Genomic DNA, 15,185 nt, shown 5'->3' with positions numbered 1-15,185 from the left:
GGGGTGCAGTCTGCGGACGATTGCGGAGTCGTTACGACCAGAGCCTAACCGCACCGGGCCCTTCGGCCACGCTGGCCTTGGTCCCGTCTCAGCGTGTGGCCCCGATACTCGCCGGTAGTTCACCTGAATGACGACAAGTGGGCCGTTTCCGCAACGCTCGCGGAAACGGCCCCTCATGCCACGGGGGATCAGCCCAGGTGCAGTACCTGGCCGGGGACGATCAGGTCGGCATTGCCGCCGATGGTGGAGCGGTTGGCGTCGTAGAGGTGCTGCCAGCCGCCGGAGAGGTGCTGGGCCTGGGCGATGCCCGACAGGGTGTCACCGTCCCTGACGGTGTAGCTGTCGCCGGAGGCGCTCTGCGTGCTGGCGGCCGCCGGGGCCGGGCTCTGGGCCGGGGCCTGCTGGGTGGCGCCACCGGCGAACTGGTTGTAGATGCTCTGGTGGCTGGTCCAGTACCAGCCGCCGTTCTTCTGGTACCAGTACTTGCCGGAACCGGCGTCGTACCCGGCGTGGCCGGGGAAGCTCGGGGCGGCGCTCGACGGGGAAGCGTCCTGCGAGGACTGCTTCTTGGCGCTCTTGGTGCTGCTGCTCTTGCTGCTGTACGAGCTGGACTTGGAGCTGCCGGTGTCGACGTCGGCTGCCGAACCGCCCTTGCTCAGACCCGCGTTGACGGAGCAGACCGGCCAGGCGCCGGGCCCCTGCGAGGCGAGGACCTTCTCGGCGACGGCGATCTGCTGGCCCTTGCTCGCCTGGTTGGCCTGGCCGGCGTACTGGCCGCCGCCGTACGCCTTCCACGTGCTGGAGGTGAACTGGAGACCGCCGTAGAAGCCATTGCCGGTGTTGATGCTCCAGTCGCCGCCGCTCTCGCACTCGGCGACCCTGTCCCAGGTCGACACGGAGGCGGCGTGCGCTCCGGTGGCGGCGAGCAGCGGCATCGCGAGGCCGACGCCGGCCACGCCGGCGACGGCGATGGCCTTCTCGGCCTGGGTCTTTCGACGGTGACGGCCCGAACCGGTGAACAGCATGAAGGTGTCCTCTCCGCACGCCTGCGAGGTGAGCTGTCGGGTTCGGACCGGGAGGTTGGCCCGGCCGCGGTAGGCGGGACAGGAATGGCTTTCCTGCCCTGCTGAGGCGGCTTCACCCCAAGCCGTGGGGACGGCGACGAAACCTGGGTCCCCCGCCCTTGCCCAAGGGTTCTGGTCGGTGTCCCGAGGCGCGGCGGGCAAGGTTTGGCGTTCCGCGCAACAGGGTTCGCAACTGCGAACTCAACGGAGACTACGCATACCCTCGTACCAATCACAAGCTCATATCCCGTACATCACACGGGAATTACGGTGTGTTTATGTGCGCTTACAAACGGTGCGACTTTGTCCGGTTTGATGCGTATTCAGAGGGCCCCAAACAGGGTGAATCGGACACGCCGTCAGCCCGACACGCCCGGTTTGCCGGGTGTCCGGAAGTCTCCGGACACCGTGTGGCACATCTCACCGGAATCCCAAGAATGACCACCGGATTACGGGGAAGATCAGGGCTGTTGCGCGGTAAAGGAAACCGGCAGTTCGCGCAGCCCACGCATGATCAGACCGCCGCGCCAGCGCAGTTCAGCGGGGTCGGCGGCGAGTTGAAGATCCGGCAGCCGGGTGAGCAGCGTCGCCAGCGCGACCTGTCCCTCAAGTCGGGCCAATGGGGCCCCGATGCAGTAGTGGATACCGTGGCCGAAACCCAGATGCGGATTGTCCTTGCGCGCCAGATCCAGGGTGTTCTCCTCGGCGAACCTGGCCGGGTCGCGGTCCGCGGCCGCGAGCACCACCAGCACCGGGTCGCCGACCGGGATCTCCACGCCGCCGATGCTCAGCGGACGGGTCGCGAACCGCCAGGTGGCCAGCTCCACCGGACCGTCGTAGCGCAGCAGTTCCTCCACGCCGGTGGCCAGCAGCTCCTTCTCCCCGCGCAGCACCGACTCCTGGAGCCGGGCCCGCTGCTCGGGGTGGCGGAGCAGCGCGAACAGGCCGTTGCCGATGAGGTTGACGGTGGTCTCGAAGCCGGCGAACAGCAGGATGAACGCCATCGCGGCGGCCTCGTTCTCGGTCAGGTGCTCACCGTGGTCACTGGCCCGGATCAGACCGGAGATCAGATCATCGCCGAGGTCGGCCCGCTTGCGGTGGATCAGCTCGGCCAGATACGACCGCATGCGCTTCACCGCCCGGCCCACACCGCCGCGCTGGCCGCCGTGGTGGCGGATCATCATCCCGGCCCAGTCCCGGAAGTCGTCCTGGTCCTCGGGCGGGACGCCCAGCAGGTCGCAGATCGCATAGATGGGGAGCGGGAAGGCGAACTCGTGGATCAGGTCGGCCGAGCCGCGCTCGGCGAAGCCGTCGATCAGCCGGTCCGTCAGCTGCTGCACCCTCGGTTCGAACTCGGCCACCCGGCGCGGGGTGAACGCCTTCGACACCAGCCGTCGCAGCCGGGTGTGGTCCGGCGGGTCGATGTTCAGCAGGTGGGTCATCAGGTCCGCCTGCCGCTCCCCCGGGATGCCGACCCTGCCGCTGCGGTGCGCCTGCTCGCTGTGGTGGGCGGGATTTTTGGACAGCCGACTGTCGGCCAGCGCCTGCCGGGCGTCGGCGTACCGGGTGACCAGCCAGGCGTCCACCCCGCTCGGCAGCGTGGTGCGGTGCACCGGCGCGTGTTCGCGCAGCCAGGCGTACGCGGGGTAGGGATCGGCGGCGAACTCCCAGGTGAAGAGTTCCGGCTGCGGGGTGGATTCGGGCGATTCCGGCATGCCACGACGGTATCCGGCGGTGGGGGCGACGCGTCGCCGCGGGCGGCACGCGGGCCGAGAGCTGCTGAGGAGCCGTCGAGTGCTCTCTTGAGGAGCGGTGCTTCGAACGGGCGACCGGCGGCGGACCGGCCGGAGGTGACAGGGTGGTGACGGCCAGGTGACCGGGGCTGCGGGGGTCCGTGACGCGCCCGCCCCCGCCGACTGGAGCATCCTCGCAGGAGTGAGCCTGGTCACCTGGCGGGTAATGAGTGTCGCGGAGGCTCGCGCAGTGCCTACGATCCTCCGCAATGACTCTGATGGACGACAGTGCGGAGTCGTCCACAGGGCACAGCTCAAGGAGGAGCAGGCCATGCGAGTAGCCGGGGCAGTGGTGGTCATCGCGGTACTCGACGGTGGGTCCGGCGACGGCCTGGCCCGCCGGTTCGCCGCGGCGGGCGCCGCCGGGATCCTGGTCGCCGACCTGCGGGCCGGTGTCGCCGAGGACCTCGCCGCCGAACTCGACCGTCCCGGCTGCCCGGTGGTCGGCGTGTCCGGCGACATCCACCAGCCCAGCGACGTGGCCGCGCTGGTGGACACCGCCGCCAAGCACCTCGGCCCGATCGACCTGTTCTGCATCGCGGGCCCGGACGGCGAGCGGATCGTCACGCTGGCCGAACTGCCCGACCACCTCGACCCGCTGGCCGAACTGCTCGCCCTGCTCGGCGACGCCATCAGCGAGGTCCTCCCGACCCAGCGCCGCCCGCTCCAGCAGCACGCGGACCTGCCCCGGTCGGCCTAGCCGACCCCGCCGGGAGCACCGGCGGCGGCGCGGAAGGCCGGACAGCGCCGCGGGCGCGGGGCGTGCGCGCCCGGGGAGCGCGCGCCGGGGGTGCAGGTCAGGGCGCCTGTCTCCGCTGCGGAGGTGCGCCCCCGCGCCCTCGACAGCTCCCCGGTCGGGTGGGCACTCCGTCAGTCGGTGGCGAGCCCCTCGGCTGCGCGTACCGCGCTGCGGTAGCCGCGCGCGGCCGCGCGGAGCGCCGCGTCGACGTCCACCCCCGCGTCATGGGCCCGCTGGACCACGGCGAGCAGCAGCGCGCCCGTCGACTCGGGGGTCAGCTCGGCGGGCAGCCCGTACGGCTCGTCCGGCACCCCGGTGAAGCCCGCCCGGCGGACCCGGGAGACCAGCTTGGCCGCGTACGCCAACGCGGGCAGCCCGGCCGGGACGCCGTCCAGGACCGACTCGCGCTGCTTCTCGGCCGCCTTGAGCTGCTCCCAGTTGGCCTCGACCTGGGCCGTCCCGGTCGCCTCGACGTCCCCGAAGACGTGCGGGTGGCGGTACATCAGCTTCTCGACGATGTCCCCGGCCACGTCGTCGATGGTGAACGGGTCCTCGCCGTGCTCCTCGGCGATCCGGGAGTGGAAGAACACCTGGAGCAGTACGTCGCCGAGCTCCTCGCGCAGCGTCTCCCGGTCGTCCTCCTCGATCGCCTCGACCAGCTCGTACGCCTCCTCCACCAGGTACTTCACCAGGGAGGCGTGGGTCTGCTCGGCGTCCCACGGACACCCGCCGGGCGAGCGCAGCCGGTCCATCACCGAGACCAGGTCGAGCAGCCGGGCGCCGGGCAGGTCGTACGAGCCGGGGAGGATCTCGATCTCCGGGGCCTTCCCCGCCTCCTCCACCGCGATCCGGGCCAGCGCGTCGGTCAGGCCGGGGTCGCCGTCCGGGCTGCCGAGCCAGACGGCCGGGGCGGACTCGGCCAACAGCCGGGCCAGCGCCGGAGCATGCCCCTGCTCGACCAGCTCCACCTCGACCCCGGCCTGGCGGAGGGCGGGCAGCTGCGGGTGCGCGGGGTCGGCGGCCAGCACTCGGGCGGCCCCACGCAGGGCCTCCCAGGCCGGCCAGGACAGCAGCCCGGGGGCGACCCGGTGGGTGGTGGTGAGCAGGATGAGCTTCGCAGTGTCGTCCACCCTCCGAACCTACCTGCTGGCCCACCCCGGCCACCGCCCCATTCGCCCCGACCGCCCCACGAACCAAGGGTGCATCCCAGAGCACGGAAGCAAGGGTGCACTTCAGGGGCGCGGGGAACTGCACGAAGCGAGAGGCCCCTATGCCGCACCGATCATCCGGATAATCCGATGCACCGCCCCACCGGGCCTGTCGGGGTGCACCGCCCCACCGGGGGTGTAGAGGTGCAACTGGCTCAAGGAGCCCGGCTGGCCGCTGGGATCCTTCCGGTTTCGCGCAGTTCCCCGCGCCCCTGTAGTGCGCCCTTGCTTCCGTGTTCTGGGGTGTGCCCTGGCTCCTGTGCCGCCGGGAGGGCAAAGCCTGTCAGCTGGAGGTGGTGCGTTGGGGGAGCCAGTCGGGGGTGGTGTCGATCAGGGAGACCTGCTGGGGGTCCCAGGTGCCGTAGCGGGGGTTGACCACGACCTTGAGCTCGGTCCCGGCTGCGGCGAGGGCCTTGCGGACGACCGCGTCGCCCTCGGCGGTCCGGGCGTCCTTGCCCTCGACTGCGGCCAGCTTCTGGATGCCGAGCTGCTGCCGGTAGAAGGCTGCCGTGTCCCCGGTGGAGACGCCCTGCTTGAGCAGCAGCTCCCGCTGGAGCTCGCTCTCCCCGCCGAGCAGCTTCGCGTCGGAGTCCCGGGCCTGGCTGATCTCGGTCTGGCTGATGTCGAGTTGGCGGTCGGACAGGGCGCGGTCGACCACCCGGCTGAGGACCAGGTCGGCCACCGCCCGGTTGGTCAGCCCGGCGCGTTCGGTGCGCGGCCCACTGCCCTGGGCGTCGACCTCGTCCCGCAGGGCGGACACCTTGGCCTCCACGGCCGCGATGGTGATCCGCTGCCCTCCGAGCACGGCCGCCGCACCCTGGTGCGCCGGACCCCCGCAGGCGGTGAGGGCTGCTGCGGCGACCAGGACGCCGGCGACGCCGACGGCCGTACGGGTGTGGCGCTGGGCGGAGTTGGTGCGGATCACGTGTGGCCTCCCGGGCAGGGGTGCCCCCGGGCCCGAGGCGCGGGGGACGGTGTGGCTGGTGCGGTGTCCGATGGTTCTCCTGGCAGGTACAGACAATAGGGAGCGGCGCGACGCCTTGCCCAGACCTTGCGCCGAACGGGTCGTGCGGATCCACCGAACAGCGGTTCAGCGACCGCCGGTTCGCGGAAACGGACCGGGTGTGGACCACCCCGCCGCGCGCGGATCCACGGCACGCGGCTCGACGGCAGACCGAGCGACCGGTGCGGCCGACGGTGCCGGAGCGGTGACCGGGCCGGTTCCGGTACGGCGGGCGTTCAGCTGGTCCAGGGTCTGCCGCAGGCGCTTGACACGTCCGGGTGGTGCGGTCCGAACCGCCGCTCGCGGTCGAAGAGCAGTTGCAGCAGCCCCTGCCAGGCCGCCGCCACGTCACCTGCGGCCGCAGCCAACAGGCCGATGTGTTCGCGGAGTTCGAAGCTCGGCTCGGGGTCGGTGTCCAGTCCGGCGTCGAGCCTGGCCTGGTGGGCGGCCAGCAGGGCGTGGTACTCGGCACCGGCCTCGGCGCTCTGCCCTAGGTGCTCCAGGCAGGTGGCGACCTTCCGGCGCGCGAGACCGGCCAGTGGACCGTCGCGTGACGTGCAAGGGGCCCGAACGGGAAAACGGCGGTCCCAGGCCCACTTGAGCCTGAGACCGCCGAACGACCGGAGCGCAGCCGCTACTTCTTCGGCCCCGCTACTTCTTCGACCCCGCCAGGTCGTCGAACATCGTGGTGAGGAACTCCGTGCACCAGCTGAGCAGATCCCGCCCGACCAGCGGCTTGCCGCCGATCCGGCCGGTACTCGGCCGGGGCACCAGCACCTGCCCGGCCGCCGCCTTCACCTGGCTGCGGGGGTAGAGCCGGTTCAGCCGCAGCTGCTGCGACTCCCGCAGCTCGACCGGGCCGAAGCGCACGTTCGGCCCCTGCAGGGTGATGTCGGCGACGCCGCAGCGGCGCGCGAACAGCCGCAGCCCGGCCACCAGCAGCAGGTTCTCCACCGGCTCGGGCAGCTTGCCGTAGCGGTCGGTGAGCTCCTCGCGGACGTGGACGATGTCCTCCTCCGAGTTCACCGCCGCGATCGAGCGGTACGCCTGCAGGCGCAGCCGCTCACCGGGGGCGTAGTCGTGCGGCACATGGGCGTCCACGGGCAGCTCGATCTTCACCTCCAGCGGCGCCTCCTCCGGCTCCCCGCCGCCGGCCAGCGACTCGCGGAACTCGGCCACCGCCTCTCCGACCATCCGCATGTAGAGGTCGAAGCCGACGCCCGCGATGTGCCCGGACTGCTCGCCGCCGAGCAGGTTGCCCGCACCGCGGATCTCCAGGTCCTTCATCGCCACGTACATACCGGCACCCATCTCGGTGTGCTGGGCGATGGTGGCCAGCCGCTCGTGCGCGGTCTCGGTGAGCGGCCGCTCCGGCGGGTACAGCATGTACGCGTAGCCGCGCTCCCGCCCGCGGCCGACCCGGCCGCGCAGCTGGTGCAGCTGGGAGAGGCCGAAGGTGTCGCCGCGCTCCACGATCAGGGTGTTGGCGTTGGAGATGTCGATGCCGGACTCCACGATCGTGGTGGAGACCAGGACGTCGAACTCCTTCTCCCAGAAGTCGACGACCACCTTCTCCAGGTGGGTCTCCCCCATCTGCCCGTGCGCGGTGGCGATCCGCGCCTCGGGCACCAGGTCCTTCAGCCGGGCCGCGGCCTTGTCGATCGACTCGACCCGGTTGTGGATGTAGAACACCTGCCCCTCGCGCAGGAGTTCACGCCGGATCGCCGCCGAGATCTGCTTCTCGTCGTACGGGCCGACGAAGGTCAGCACCGGGTGCCGCTCCTCCGGCGGGGTGGTGATGGTGGACATCTCCCGGATCCCGGTGACCGCCATCTCCAGGGTGCGCGGGATCGGCGTCGCGGACATGGTCAGCACGTCCACGTTGGCCCTCAGCTTCTTCAGCTGCTCCTTGTGCTCGACGCCGAAGCGCTGCTCCTCGTCGACGATGACCAGGCCGAGGTCCTTGAACTTCGTCTCGTTGGAGAACAGCCGGTGGGTGCCGATCACCACGTCCACCGAGCCCTCGCGCAGGCCCTCCAGGACCGCCTTCGCCTCGGTGTCGGTCTGGAAGCGCGAGAGCGCCCGGACGTTGACCGGGAAGTTGGCGTACCGCTCGGCGAAGGTGGAGAAGTGCTGCTGCACCAGCAGCGTGGTCGGCACCAGCACCGCCACCTGCTTGCCGTCCTGGACCGCCTTGAAGGCCGCCCGCACCGCGATCTCGGTCTTCCCGTAGCCGACGTCGCCGCAGATCAGCCGGTCCATCGGGACGGACTTCTCCATGTCCGCCTTGACCTCGGCGATGGTGGTCAGCTGGTCGGGCGTCTCCGCGTACGGGAAGGCGTCCTCCAGCTCGCGCTGCCAGGGGGTGTCCGGGCCGAAGGTGTGGCCGGGGGCCGCCATCCGCGCCGAGTACAGCCTGATCAGGTCGGCGGCGATCTCCTTGACCGCCTTCTTGGCCCGCTGCTTGGTCTTGGCCCAGTCCGCGCCGCCGAGCCGGTGCAGGGTCGGGGCCTCGCCACCGACGTACTTGGTCACCTGGTCCAGCTGGTCGGTCGGCACGAACAGCCGGTCGCCGGGGTGGCCGCGCTTGGCGGGGGCGTACTCCAGCACCAGGTACTCGCGGGTCGCGCCCTGGACGGTGCGCTGCACCATCTCCACGTACCTGCCGACGCCGTGCGCCTCGTGCACCACGTAGTCGCCGGTCTGGAGCGCGAGCGGGTCGATCGCGTTGCGGCGGCGGGACGGCATCCGGCGCATGTCCTTGGTGGAGGACTTCTGACCGGAGAGGTCGGTCTCGGTGATGACCGTCAGCCTGAGGCCCTCGTCCACGAAGCCGTGCTCGATCGAGCCGCAGGAGACGTGGACGACGTCCCGGGTCGGAGCCTCGGTGAGGTCGGCGACCAGCCGGGCCGGGATGCCCTCGTTGCCGAGCACCTCGGCGAGGCGGGCGGCCGGGCCGTGGCCCTCGGTCACCATGACGACCCGCCAGTCGGAGTTCAGCCGCTCCTTGGCGTCGGCGATCGCGCGGGCGGTGTCGCCCCGGTACGCCTCGACCGCGCGCATGCCGAGGCTGAGCGTGTTGGCGTCGAACTCCAGGATCTCCGGACCCGCCGAGGACGCGGAGTCGCTGGTGGCGAAGGGGCTGACGGACCACCAGGGCAGGCCGACCTCCGCCGCGTGCTCCCGCACGTCGGCCAGCGACCAGAGCGAGGCCGCCGAGACGTCGATCATCTCCAGGTCGATCGGCCGGTCGGCACCGGCGGCGGCGGCCACCCAGGAGGCGTGCAGGAACTCCTGACTGGTCGCCACCAGGTCGGCCGCCCGGGTCCGCACCCGCTCGGGATCGCAGACCACCGCGACCGAGCCCTGCGGCAGCACGTCGAGCAGCAGCTCCATGTCGTCCACCAGGACGGGCGCCAGCGACTCCATGCCCTCGACCGCGATGCCCTGGGCGATCTTGTCCAGGATCTCGCCCAGCTCGGGGTGGTCATGGGCCAGCGCGGCGGCACGGGCCCGGACCTCGTCGGTGAGCAGCAGCTCACGGCAGGGCGGCGCCCACAGGCCGTGCTCGGCGATCTCCAGCGACCGCTGGTCGGCGACCTTGAAGTACCGGATCTCCTCGACGTCGTCCCCCCAGAACTCGACCCGGAGCGGGTGCTCCTCGGTCGGCGGGAAGACGTCCAGGATGCCGCCGCGCACCGCGAACTCGCCGCGCTTCTCGACCAGTTCGACCCGGGCGTAGGCGGCGGCCGACAGCCTGCGGGCCACCTCCTCCAGATCGTGCTGCTCACCGCGCTGCAGGGCCACCGGCTCCAGCTCGGCCAGCCCCTTCACCTGCGGCTGGAGCACCGAGCGGACCGGCGCCACGATCACCTGGACCGGCCCCGCCGCCGCATCGTCGGCACGCGGGTGGACGATCCGACGCAGCACCGCCAGCCGACGGCCGACCGTGTCCGAACGCGGCGACAGCCGCTCGTGCGGCAGCGTCTCCCAGGCCGGGAACTCGGCCACCGCGTCGGCGGGCAGCAGCGAGCGCAGGCTGGCCGCGAGGTCCTCGGCCTCCCGGCCGGTGGCCGTCACGGCGAGCACCGGACGGCCCTGGGCACCCGCCCGGCCGGCGAGCGAGCGGGCCAGCGCCGCGATCACGAACGGCCGCGCGGCCGGCGGACCGACCAGGTCGAGATGCTGCCTGCCTCCTGCGGTGGTACCGGCAGCCGCCGCTTCGATCGCCTCGGCGAGGGCGGCATCCCGTGCGACGACATCGAGCAGTCCGGACAGGCTCATACGAGTCTCTTCTTCGTCCTGTGGCTGGAGTGCCCAGGCGCCGGACGACCGGCCGGGCAACGCGAACGGCCCGGCACGCGGCGCGCCCGGGGAACTCCAGCCTACGCCGCAGCGCCGACGCGCACGTGAAGAGCACCGCCGGGGCCCGGCCGGATCACGCTGCGGAGATCACATGAACTGGACATACTCCTGTCACTGCCTGTCCATGGTGGTCGCGCAGGATGGTGTGCGTGCCCGCCGCACCCAACCGTGGGGGATGGAGGCGGTGGCCACCGACGCACCCCGATGGGGGTCGGGAGTGCGTGGCCGGGCGACCCTGGGTGGGGGCGCCCGTGCCCATTCGCCGGGAGTCGTGGCGCCCTTTCCTGGAGGGCGCCACGAGTCCTGGCCCGCTCCGTCCGCAGCTGCGGCGGAACCGCGCGACCCGGCCGACGAAGAAGCAGTCCGGGCCTAGCGGCGGTGGACGACCTCGCTCGGGTACTCCGCACCGTCGTCCACGATCACGATCTTCGGAATGATCCGCGTCTCGGCCTCCGGCACCTTGGCGGCAGGCACGGGAGCGGCAGGCGGTGCGGCAGGCGGCGGGGTGGCCGGCCTCGGCGGGACGGCCGGCAGTGCGCGCAGCGCGGTGGTGAGCTTCTCACTGGTGGCGGGCGCCTGGACCGCGCGGGCCTGGAGCTCCCGGGTCATGGCCTCGGCCGGCTCCGGGGCCGGGTGTGCCGGTTCGACGGCGGCCTGCTGCGGTGCGGCCGGCTGCGGTACGGGGGCCGGCTCCAGCGCCCGTACGGCCGAGGCCCCCTCGACGGCGCCGACCGCCGCACCGGTCAGCGCGGCCAGGGTCTGCTTGATGTGGTCCAGGTGCTGCTGGACCTGCTCCTGGCGCTCGGCGAACTCCAGCTGCTCGCGTTCGCTCGCCGCCTGGATCCGCTCGGCCTCCCGGCGGGCCTCGGCGAGCAGCCGGTCGGCCTCGACCTGGGCCTCCGCGTCGGTGCTGCGGATCTCGGCCAGCACCTCCTCGCGGTACTGCTCGGCCTCCTTGAGCCGGCGCTCCGCGATGGCGGCGATCTTCTCGTCCTCGGCGTCCGCCCTGGACTCGGCGGCGGCGAACATCTCGTCCGCGCGGCGCCGCAGCTCGGCCAGCTTGGCCTCGGCCCGCTCCTCCGCCTCGGCCGCGCTCACCCGGACCTTGGCGGCCTCCGCCGTGGCGATGTCCCGGGTGCTGCGGGAGTCGCGGTCGGCCTCGGCACGCAGCCGCCCGGCCTCGGCGCGGGTGCCCTCCTCGGTGCGGCCGGCGGCCTGGTCGGCCTCGTCGCGGGTGCTGGTGGAGAACTCCCGCGCCTCGGTGGCGGCCTGCTGTCCCGCCTCGTACGCGTCGTCCCTGGCGTCCTCGGCGGCGCGCTCGGCGGACTCCCGGACGGCGATGGACTCCGCTTCGGCGATGGCCATCAGCCGGGCGGCCTGCTCGCTGAGGCCGGAGTAGTCGGGTTCGGGGGCGTCGGCGGCGGCCTGGACGATGTCCGTGAGCCGCTTCTCCATCTCGCGGATGCCCGAGCCGAGCACGCTGAGCCGTTCCCAGGCCCGGTCCCGCTCGGACGTCAGGGACACCAGTGCCCGCTCGACCTGGTCGGGCGCGTACCCGCGCCGGGTCAGCATGAACCCGTGCTGGGAGACGGCATCGCTCATGGGCTCTTCCCCTCGTGCTCGCGGGCTGCGCAGCCCATGGTCGGACGTGGACGAGGACGGCACCGGTCGGCCCATCCTCTTGAGCTATTTTGCGCAGATAGGGAGGAAACCCAAACAGGACAGCGCCGCTCGACCGCGTGAACGACCACCCCGATCGGCCCTGTCTCGACGGCTCGAAACCTCCCGCGCACCGCGCATGACCAGTAAGGACGCCGCACGGCCCACGGACGGTTCCGCAGCTGTCGATGGCCCGTCACCGGTGTCCTGAACCGGTCCCTGCGCACCGCACGGGGACGGGCCGCGCCGGGGATCCGGCACGGCCCGTCAACCTCGGCACCGGGACCGCGAGGTCAGAGAATGCCGTCCCAGAACTGTTCGAGCAGCACGCCCCACCAGGTCTCCGGCGACTGGAGGGCGGCCGGGTCGATGGCGAGGAGCTGGGCCTGGAAGTCGGTGGTCCACCGGCCCGCCTGGTCCGGTGTCAGCCCGTGGCGCAGGCGCCACATCCGGCCGAGCAGAGCCAGGCTGCGGACGAACTCCGGCACCCCGCTGTTGACGAAGCGCGGCGGCTCGCCGCCCGGCTCGATCTCGACCGCGACCACCGCTGCCGTGCCGTACTGCACACAGAGCTGGCGGCCGTAGTCGTTGCCGAACACCAGGTAGCCGCCGAAGTCCGGCCCGGGCGGCAGCCCGCGCTCGGCCGCCAGCTCGGCCAGGGTCGGGATGGGCCGCCCCTCCTGCGCGTGGGCCCAGAAGAACGGGGCGAAGTCACGCGGCAGCCCGGCCCACACCAGGGTGTGCGCCACCGCCTCGGGCACGCCCTGCCGGGAGACCGCGCGCTGCTCGAAGCGGAACACCCCGGGCCCGAAGGACTGCCCGAGCTCGCCCGCCAGCTGCTGCGGAGCGAGCGGCGGCAGCGGCGGCACACTGCCGGGCGGCGGCAGCGGCGCGCGGACCGGCCGCGGACGCTGCGGAGCCGCGGCCAGCTGGTGCAGCTGGTCGACGTGGTCCACCAGCACCGCCATGCCCGCCTGCCGCGACTGGTGGTCCCGGCCGTACGGGGCGGTGTGGCTGAGCCTGACGTTCGGCCAGGAGGCTCGCACCATCCGGGCGCAGTAGCCGCCGGGGACGTCGCAGAGCTCCAGGTCGGTGTGGAGTTCGAGCACCTGGTCCGGCGGGACGTTGAGGCGGCGCAGCTCGTGCATCGCCTTCCACTCCGGGTGCGGGGTGCCGGGCTCGCTGCGGTGGATCAGCTTCTGCTCGGAGCCGTCCGGTCCTCGGTAGCTGACCACGGCCACCGTGCCGGGCCCGATCGACGGCACCCCGGGGACACCCGGCGCGGCCGGCGCCGAAGGCGCGGGCACCACCGGCGGCGGGGGTACCGCAGGTCCGGGCGCACCCGGCGCCCCGACGGCCGGGTAGCCGTAGCCGACGCCCGGCACCGGGACGGGCCCCGGCGGGGGCGGGGCGGGCGGCATCCCGGGCACCCCGGGCAGCCCCGCAGCAGGGGGCACTCCCGGCGTGCCGGGAGCACCGGGCAGCCCCGGTCCGGTCGGCAGGCCGGGTGGCGGGACGGCCGGGCCGCCGTGCGGCGGTGTGCCGTGCGCGTGCGGCGGGGGCGGCATCTCGATCGCGTGCGCCAGCTGGGTCGCCTCGTACGCGATGCCCGCTGCGGCCTGGTTCGCAGCCGGCGGCGCAGGGGCGGCCGGGACGGCGGCCGGCTGGGCGCCCCCGCCCCGCAGCTCGGCCGGCGGCGGGGGCGGCGGTGCGCCCGGCGCGGAACGGCCTGCCGCACCGGCGGCGGGCGGGCCGCCCGGGGCGTGCCGCAACTCGGCCGGCGGAGGCGGCGGCGGTGAGCTCGGCCCCCGGCCGCCGGCCCCGGGGCCGGCCGGACCGGCCGGCGCGCCGCGCAGTTCGGCGGGTGGTGGCGGCGGCGGTGCACCGGGGGCGGCACGGCCCCCCGCACCGGCGGCGGACGGCCCCTCGGGCGCACCGGGCCCACCGGGCAGCCCCGGAGCTCCGGGCAGGCCCATCAGACCCGGCGCGCCGTCGGACGCGAGCATCGTGGGCGCGTACTCGATCCCCGGGCCCCCGGCGGCTCCGGCCGCGGCCGGACCACTCACCGGCGGACCAGCCACCGGCGGCGGACCCGCCTGCGCAGGCCGCCCGTCGGGGGCGGGGGCACCCTGCGGGTCTCCGGGAAGAAGACCCTCGGGGAAGGGGATGGTGGCGCCCCCCGGCGGCACGGGGGCGTGCGGGAACGGCGGCGCGCCCGCTGCCGGGACACCGGACGCCGGAGCACCCCCGGACTCGGCCGGACCGGGCGGCGTGAGCATGGTCGGGGCGCTGCCCGCCGGACGGCCGGAGGCAGGCGGGGCGGTCAGGTGCACCGGCTGCGCGGGCGGCGGGAGCGGCGCTCCCCCGTAGCCGCCGGACCCGGCCGGCTCGCCGAGCCGCGCGGACTCCGCCGCGATCGCCGCCTGCCCGGCCTCCTGGAGCCACTGCGGGGGGGTGAGCAGGAAGGACGTCGCCTCGACGGTCCCGCGTACGGGCTTGGCCGCCCCGGCCGGGTTGGGGGCGGTCTCCCCGCCGTACAACTCCTCGTACTGGCGGACCACCTCGTTGACGGGCAGCGGCGGCCAGAGCGTGCTGGCGCCGCTCTCCCGCGCGATCACCATCCGGATCTCCGTGCCCGGTCCGCCCGAGCCGCCTGCGGTGTCCGACGGACCGCTGGCCCGGTCCACCGCCCAGCAGACGAAGCCCAGGTCGAACTCCCGCACCCGGACCTCGCGCTGCTGCGAGCGCGGCACCCCCGCGTTGATCCAGTCGTCGGCCAGTTCCTGCGCCTGCGCGTACGTCACCACGCCAGGTCCACCCCTTCAGTCCTCCTGCTGCCCGTGCCCGTACGCAGCATCAGTTCACCGGTACGGCCCGGGCGAACCCGCCGTCCACCATCATTCCCGCCACGGTCTCCAGTTCCGGCGGGCTCCCGGCCAGCCGGAGCAGGAACTCGTCGAAGTTCGCGCCGCAGGGCAGCAGCAGCCGGGCGACCCGGTCCTCCGGGTTCTCGGGTGCGCCGCTGTCACGGGCGTCGTCGTAGAGGCAGAACCAGACCGAACCGGTCTGCTCGCCGCGCACCTTGAGCGCCAGCAGGCCGCCCTGGACGTAGGCGATGCCCAGGTAGTCCTTGGTGAGGTGGTCACGCAGGCACTTGTTCGCGTAGACCAGGTCGCGGATCCCGTACTCCTCGCTGAGCGTCAGGAACGGCTGGTCGAGCAGCAGGCCGAACTCGGTGTCCAGCGCGACCCCGGCCGGGCCGCGGCCGCCGGCCAGCTTGAGGAAGCTGCGGTAGGCGGCGGGCAGCGGGTGGCCGAGCCGCTGCTCGGCCCGCTGGACCAGGTCCTCGGTGAC

10 protein-coding genes and 1 riboswitch are annotated in these 15,185 nt (G+C 73.3%); of the genes, 2 read left to right on the top strand and 8 right to left on the bottom strand.

Annotated elements, in window-relative coordinates:
- Positions 1-188 precede the first annotated feature (188 nt).
- Both UK12_RS44480 and UK12_RS18510 read right to left on the bottom strand, forming a co-directional pair.
- Positions 189-1,025 (bottom strand): LysM peptidoglycan-binding domain-containing protein, encoded by an 837-nt coding sequence (locus tag UK12_RS44480; protein WP_045304137.1) that lies wholly within the window; start codon positions 1,023-1,025, stop codon positions 189-191.
- A gap of 4 nt (positions 1,026-1,029) precedes the next feature.
- A riboswitch (cyclic di-AMP (ydaO/yuaA leader) is annotated at positions 1,030-1,212 on the bottom strand.
- 313 nt (positions 1,213-1,525) lie between these two features.
- Positions 1,526-2,779, bottom strand: a complete 1,254-nt coding sequence (locus UK12_RS18510) for a cytochrome P450 family protein (RefSeq protein ID WP_045304136.1) — start codon at positions 2,777-2,779, stop codon at positions 1,526-1,528.
- 349 nt (positions 2,780-3,128) lie between these two features.
- Here UK12_RS18510 and UK12_RS18505 point away from each other — a divergent pair, with 349 nt between their 5' ends.
- Entirely contained in the window at positions 3,129-3,557 is a 429-nt protein-coding gene (locus UK12_RS18505; RefSeq protein ID WP_156178799.1) for an SDR family NAD(P)-dependent oxidoreductase, read from the top strand.
- A 170-nt stretch (positions 3,558-3,727) separates the two neighbouring features.
- Here the strand turns inward: UK12_RS18505 and UK12_RS43370 are convergent, their stop codons facing one another.
- Positions 3,728-4,726, bottom strand: a complete 999-nt coding sequence (locus UK12_RS43370) for a MazG family protein (RefSeq protein WP_045304134.1) — start codon at positions 4,724-4,726, stop codon at positions 3,728-3,730.
- A 361-nt stretch (positions 4,727-5,087) separates the two neighbouring features.
- A complete protein-coding gene (locus UK12_RS18495) occupies positions 5,088-5,729 on the bottom strand; it encodes a SurA N-terminal domain-containing protein (protein ID WP_052681974.1) in 642 nt (213 codons plus the stop codon).
- Positions 5,730-6,088: 359 nt separating this feature from the next.
- Here UK12_RS18495 and UK12_RS18490 point away from each other — a divergent pair, with 359 nt between their 5' ends.
- Positions 6,089-6,301, top strand: coding sequence for a hypothetical protein (locus tag UK12_RS18490; protein WP_231591282.1), 213 nt, complete (start codon positions 6,089-6,091; stop codon positions 6,299-6,301).
- Positions 6,302-6,458: 157 nt separating this feature from the next.
- Here UK12_RS18490 and mfd read toward each other — a convergent pair whose 3' ends face one another.
- The 4 genes from mfd to UK12_RS18470 all read right to left on the bottom strand — a co-directional run.
- Positions 6,459-10,091: a transcription-repair coupling factor gene (mfd, locus tag UK12_RS18485; RefSeq protein ID WP_045304132.1), complete on the bottom strand. Its 3,633-nt coding sequence runs from the start codon at positions 10,089-10,091 to the stop codon at positions 6,459-6,461.
- A gap of 450 nt (positions 10,092-10,541) precedes the next feature.
- Positions 10,542-11,774, bottom strand: a complete 1,233-nt coding sequence (locus UK12_RS18480) for a hypothetical protein (RefSeq protein ID WP_045304131.1) — start codon at positions 11,772-11,774, stop codon at positions 10,542-10,544.
- A gap of 350 nt (positions 11,775-12,124) precedes the next feature.
- Complete coding sequence (locus UK12_RS44475; RefSeq protein ID WP_197084973.1) at positions 12,125-14,635, bottom strand: SUKH-4 family immunity protein; 2,511 nt, start codon at positions 14,633-14,635, stop codon at positions 12,125-12,127.
- A 52-nt stretch (positions 14,636-14,687) separates the two neighbouring features.
- The coding region (locus UK12_RS18470; protein ID WP_045304129.1) for an SMI1/KNR4 family protein at positions 14,688-15,185 on the bottom strand (498 nt) is incomplete at its 5' end.

This window comes from Saccharothrix sp. ST-888 (assembly GCF_000955975.1).
Taxonomy (GTDB): domain Bacteria; phylum Actinomycetota; class Actinomycetes; order Streptomycetales; family Streptomycetaceae; genus Kitasatospora.
This window is presented reverse-complemented; position numbering and strand designations above follow the sequence as displayed.

Bases quoted from the DNA above. Each gene is read 5' to 3' on its own strand.
- mfd (WP_045304132.1), bottom strand. From the start codon at position 10,091: ATGAGCCTGTCCGGACTGCTCGATGTCGTCGCACGGGATGCCGCCCTC.
- UK12_RS18510 (WP_045304136.1), bottom strand. From the start codon at position 2,779: ATGCCGGAATCGCCCGAATCCACCCCGCAGCCGGAACTCTTCACCTGG.
- UK12_RS44480 (WP_045304137.1), bottom strand. From the start codon at position 1,025: ATGCTGTTCACCGGTTCGGGCCGTCACCGTCGAAAGACCCAGGCCGAG.
- UK12_RS18480 (WP_045304131.1), bottom strand. From the start codon at position 11,774: ATGAGCGATGCCGTCTCCCAGCACGGGTTCATGCTGACCCGGCGCGGG.
- UK12_RS18505 (WP_156178799.1), top strand. From the start codon at position 3,129: ATGCGAGTAGCCGGGGCAGTGGTGGTCATCGCGGTACTCGACGGTGGG.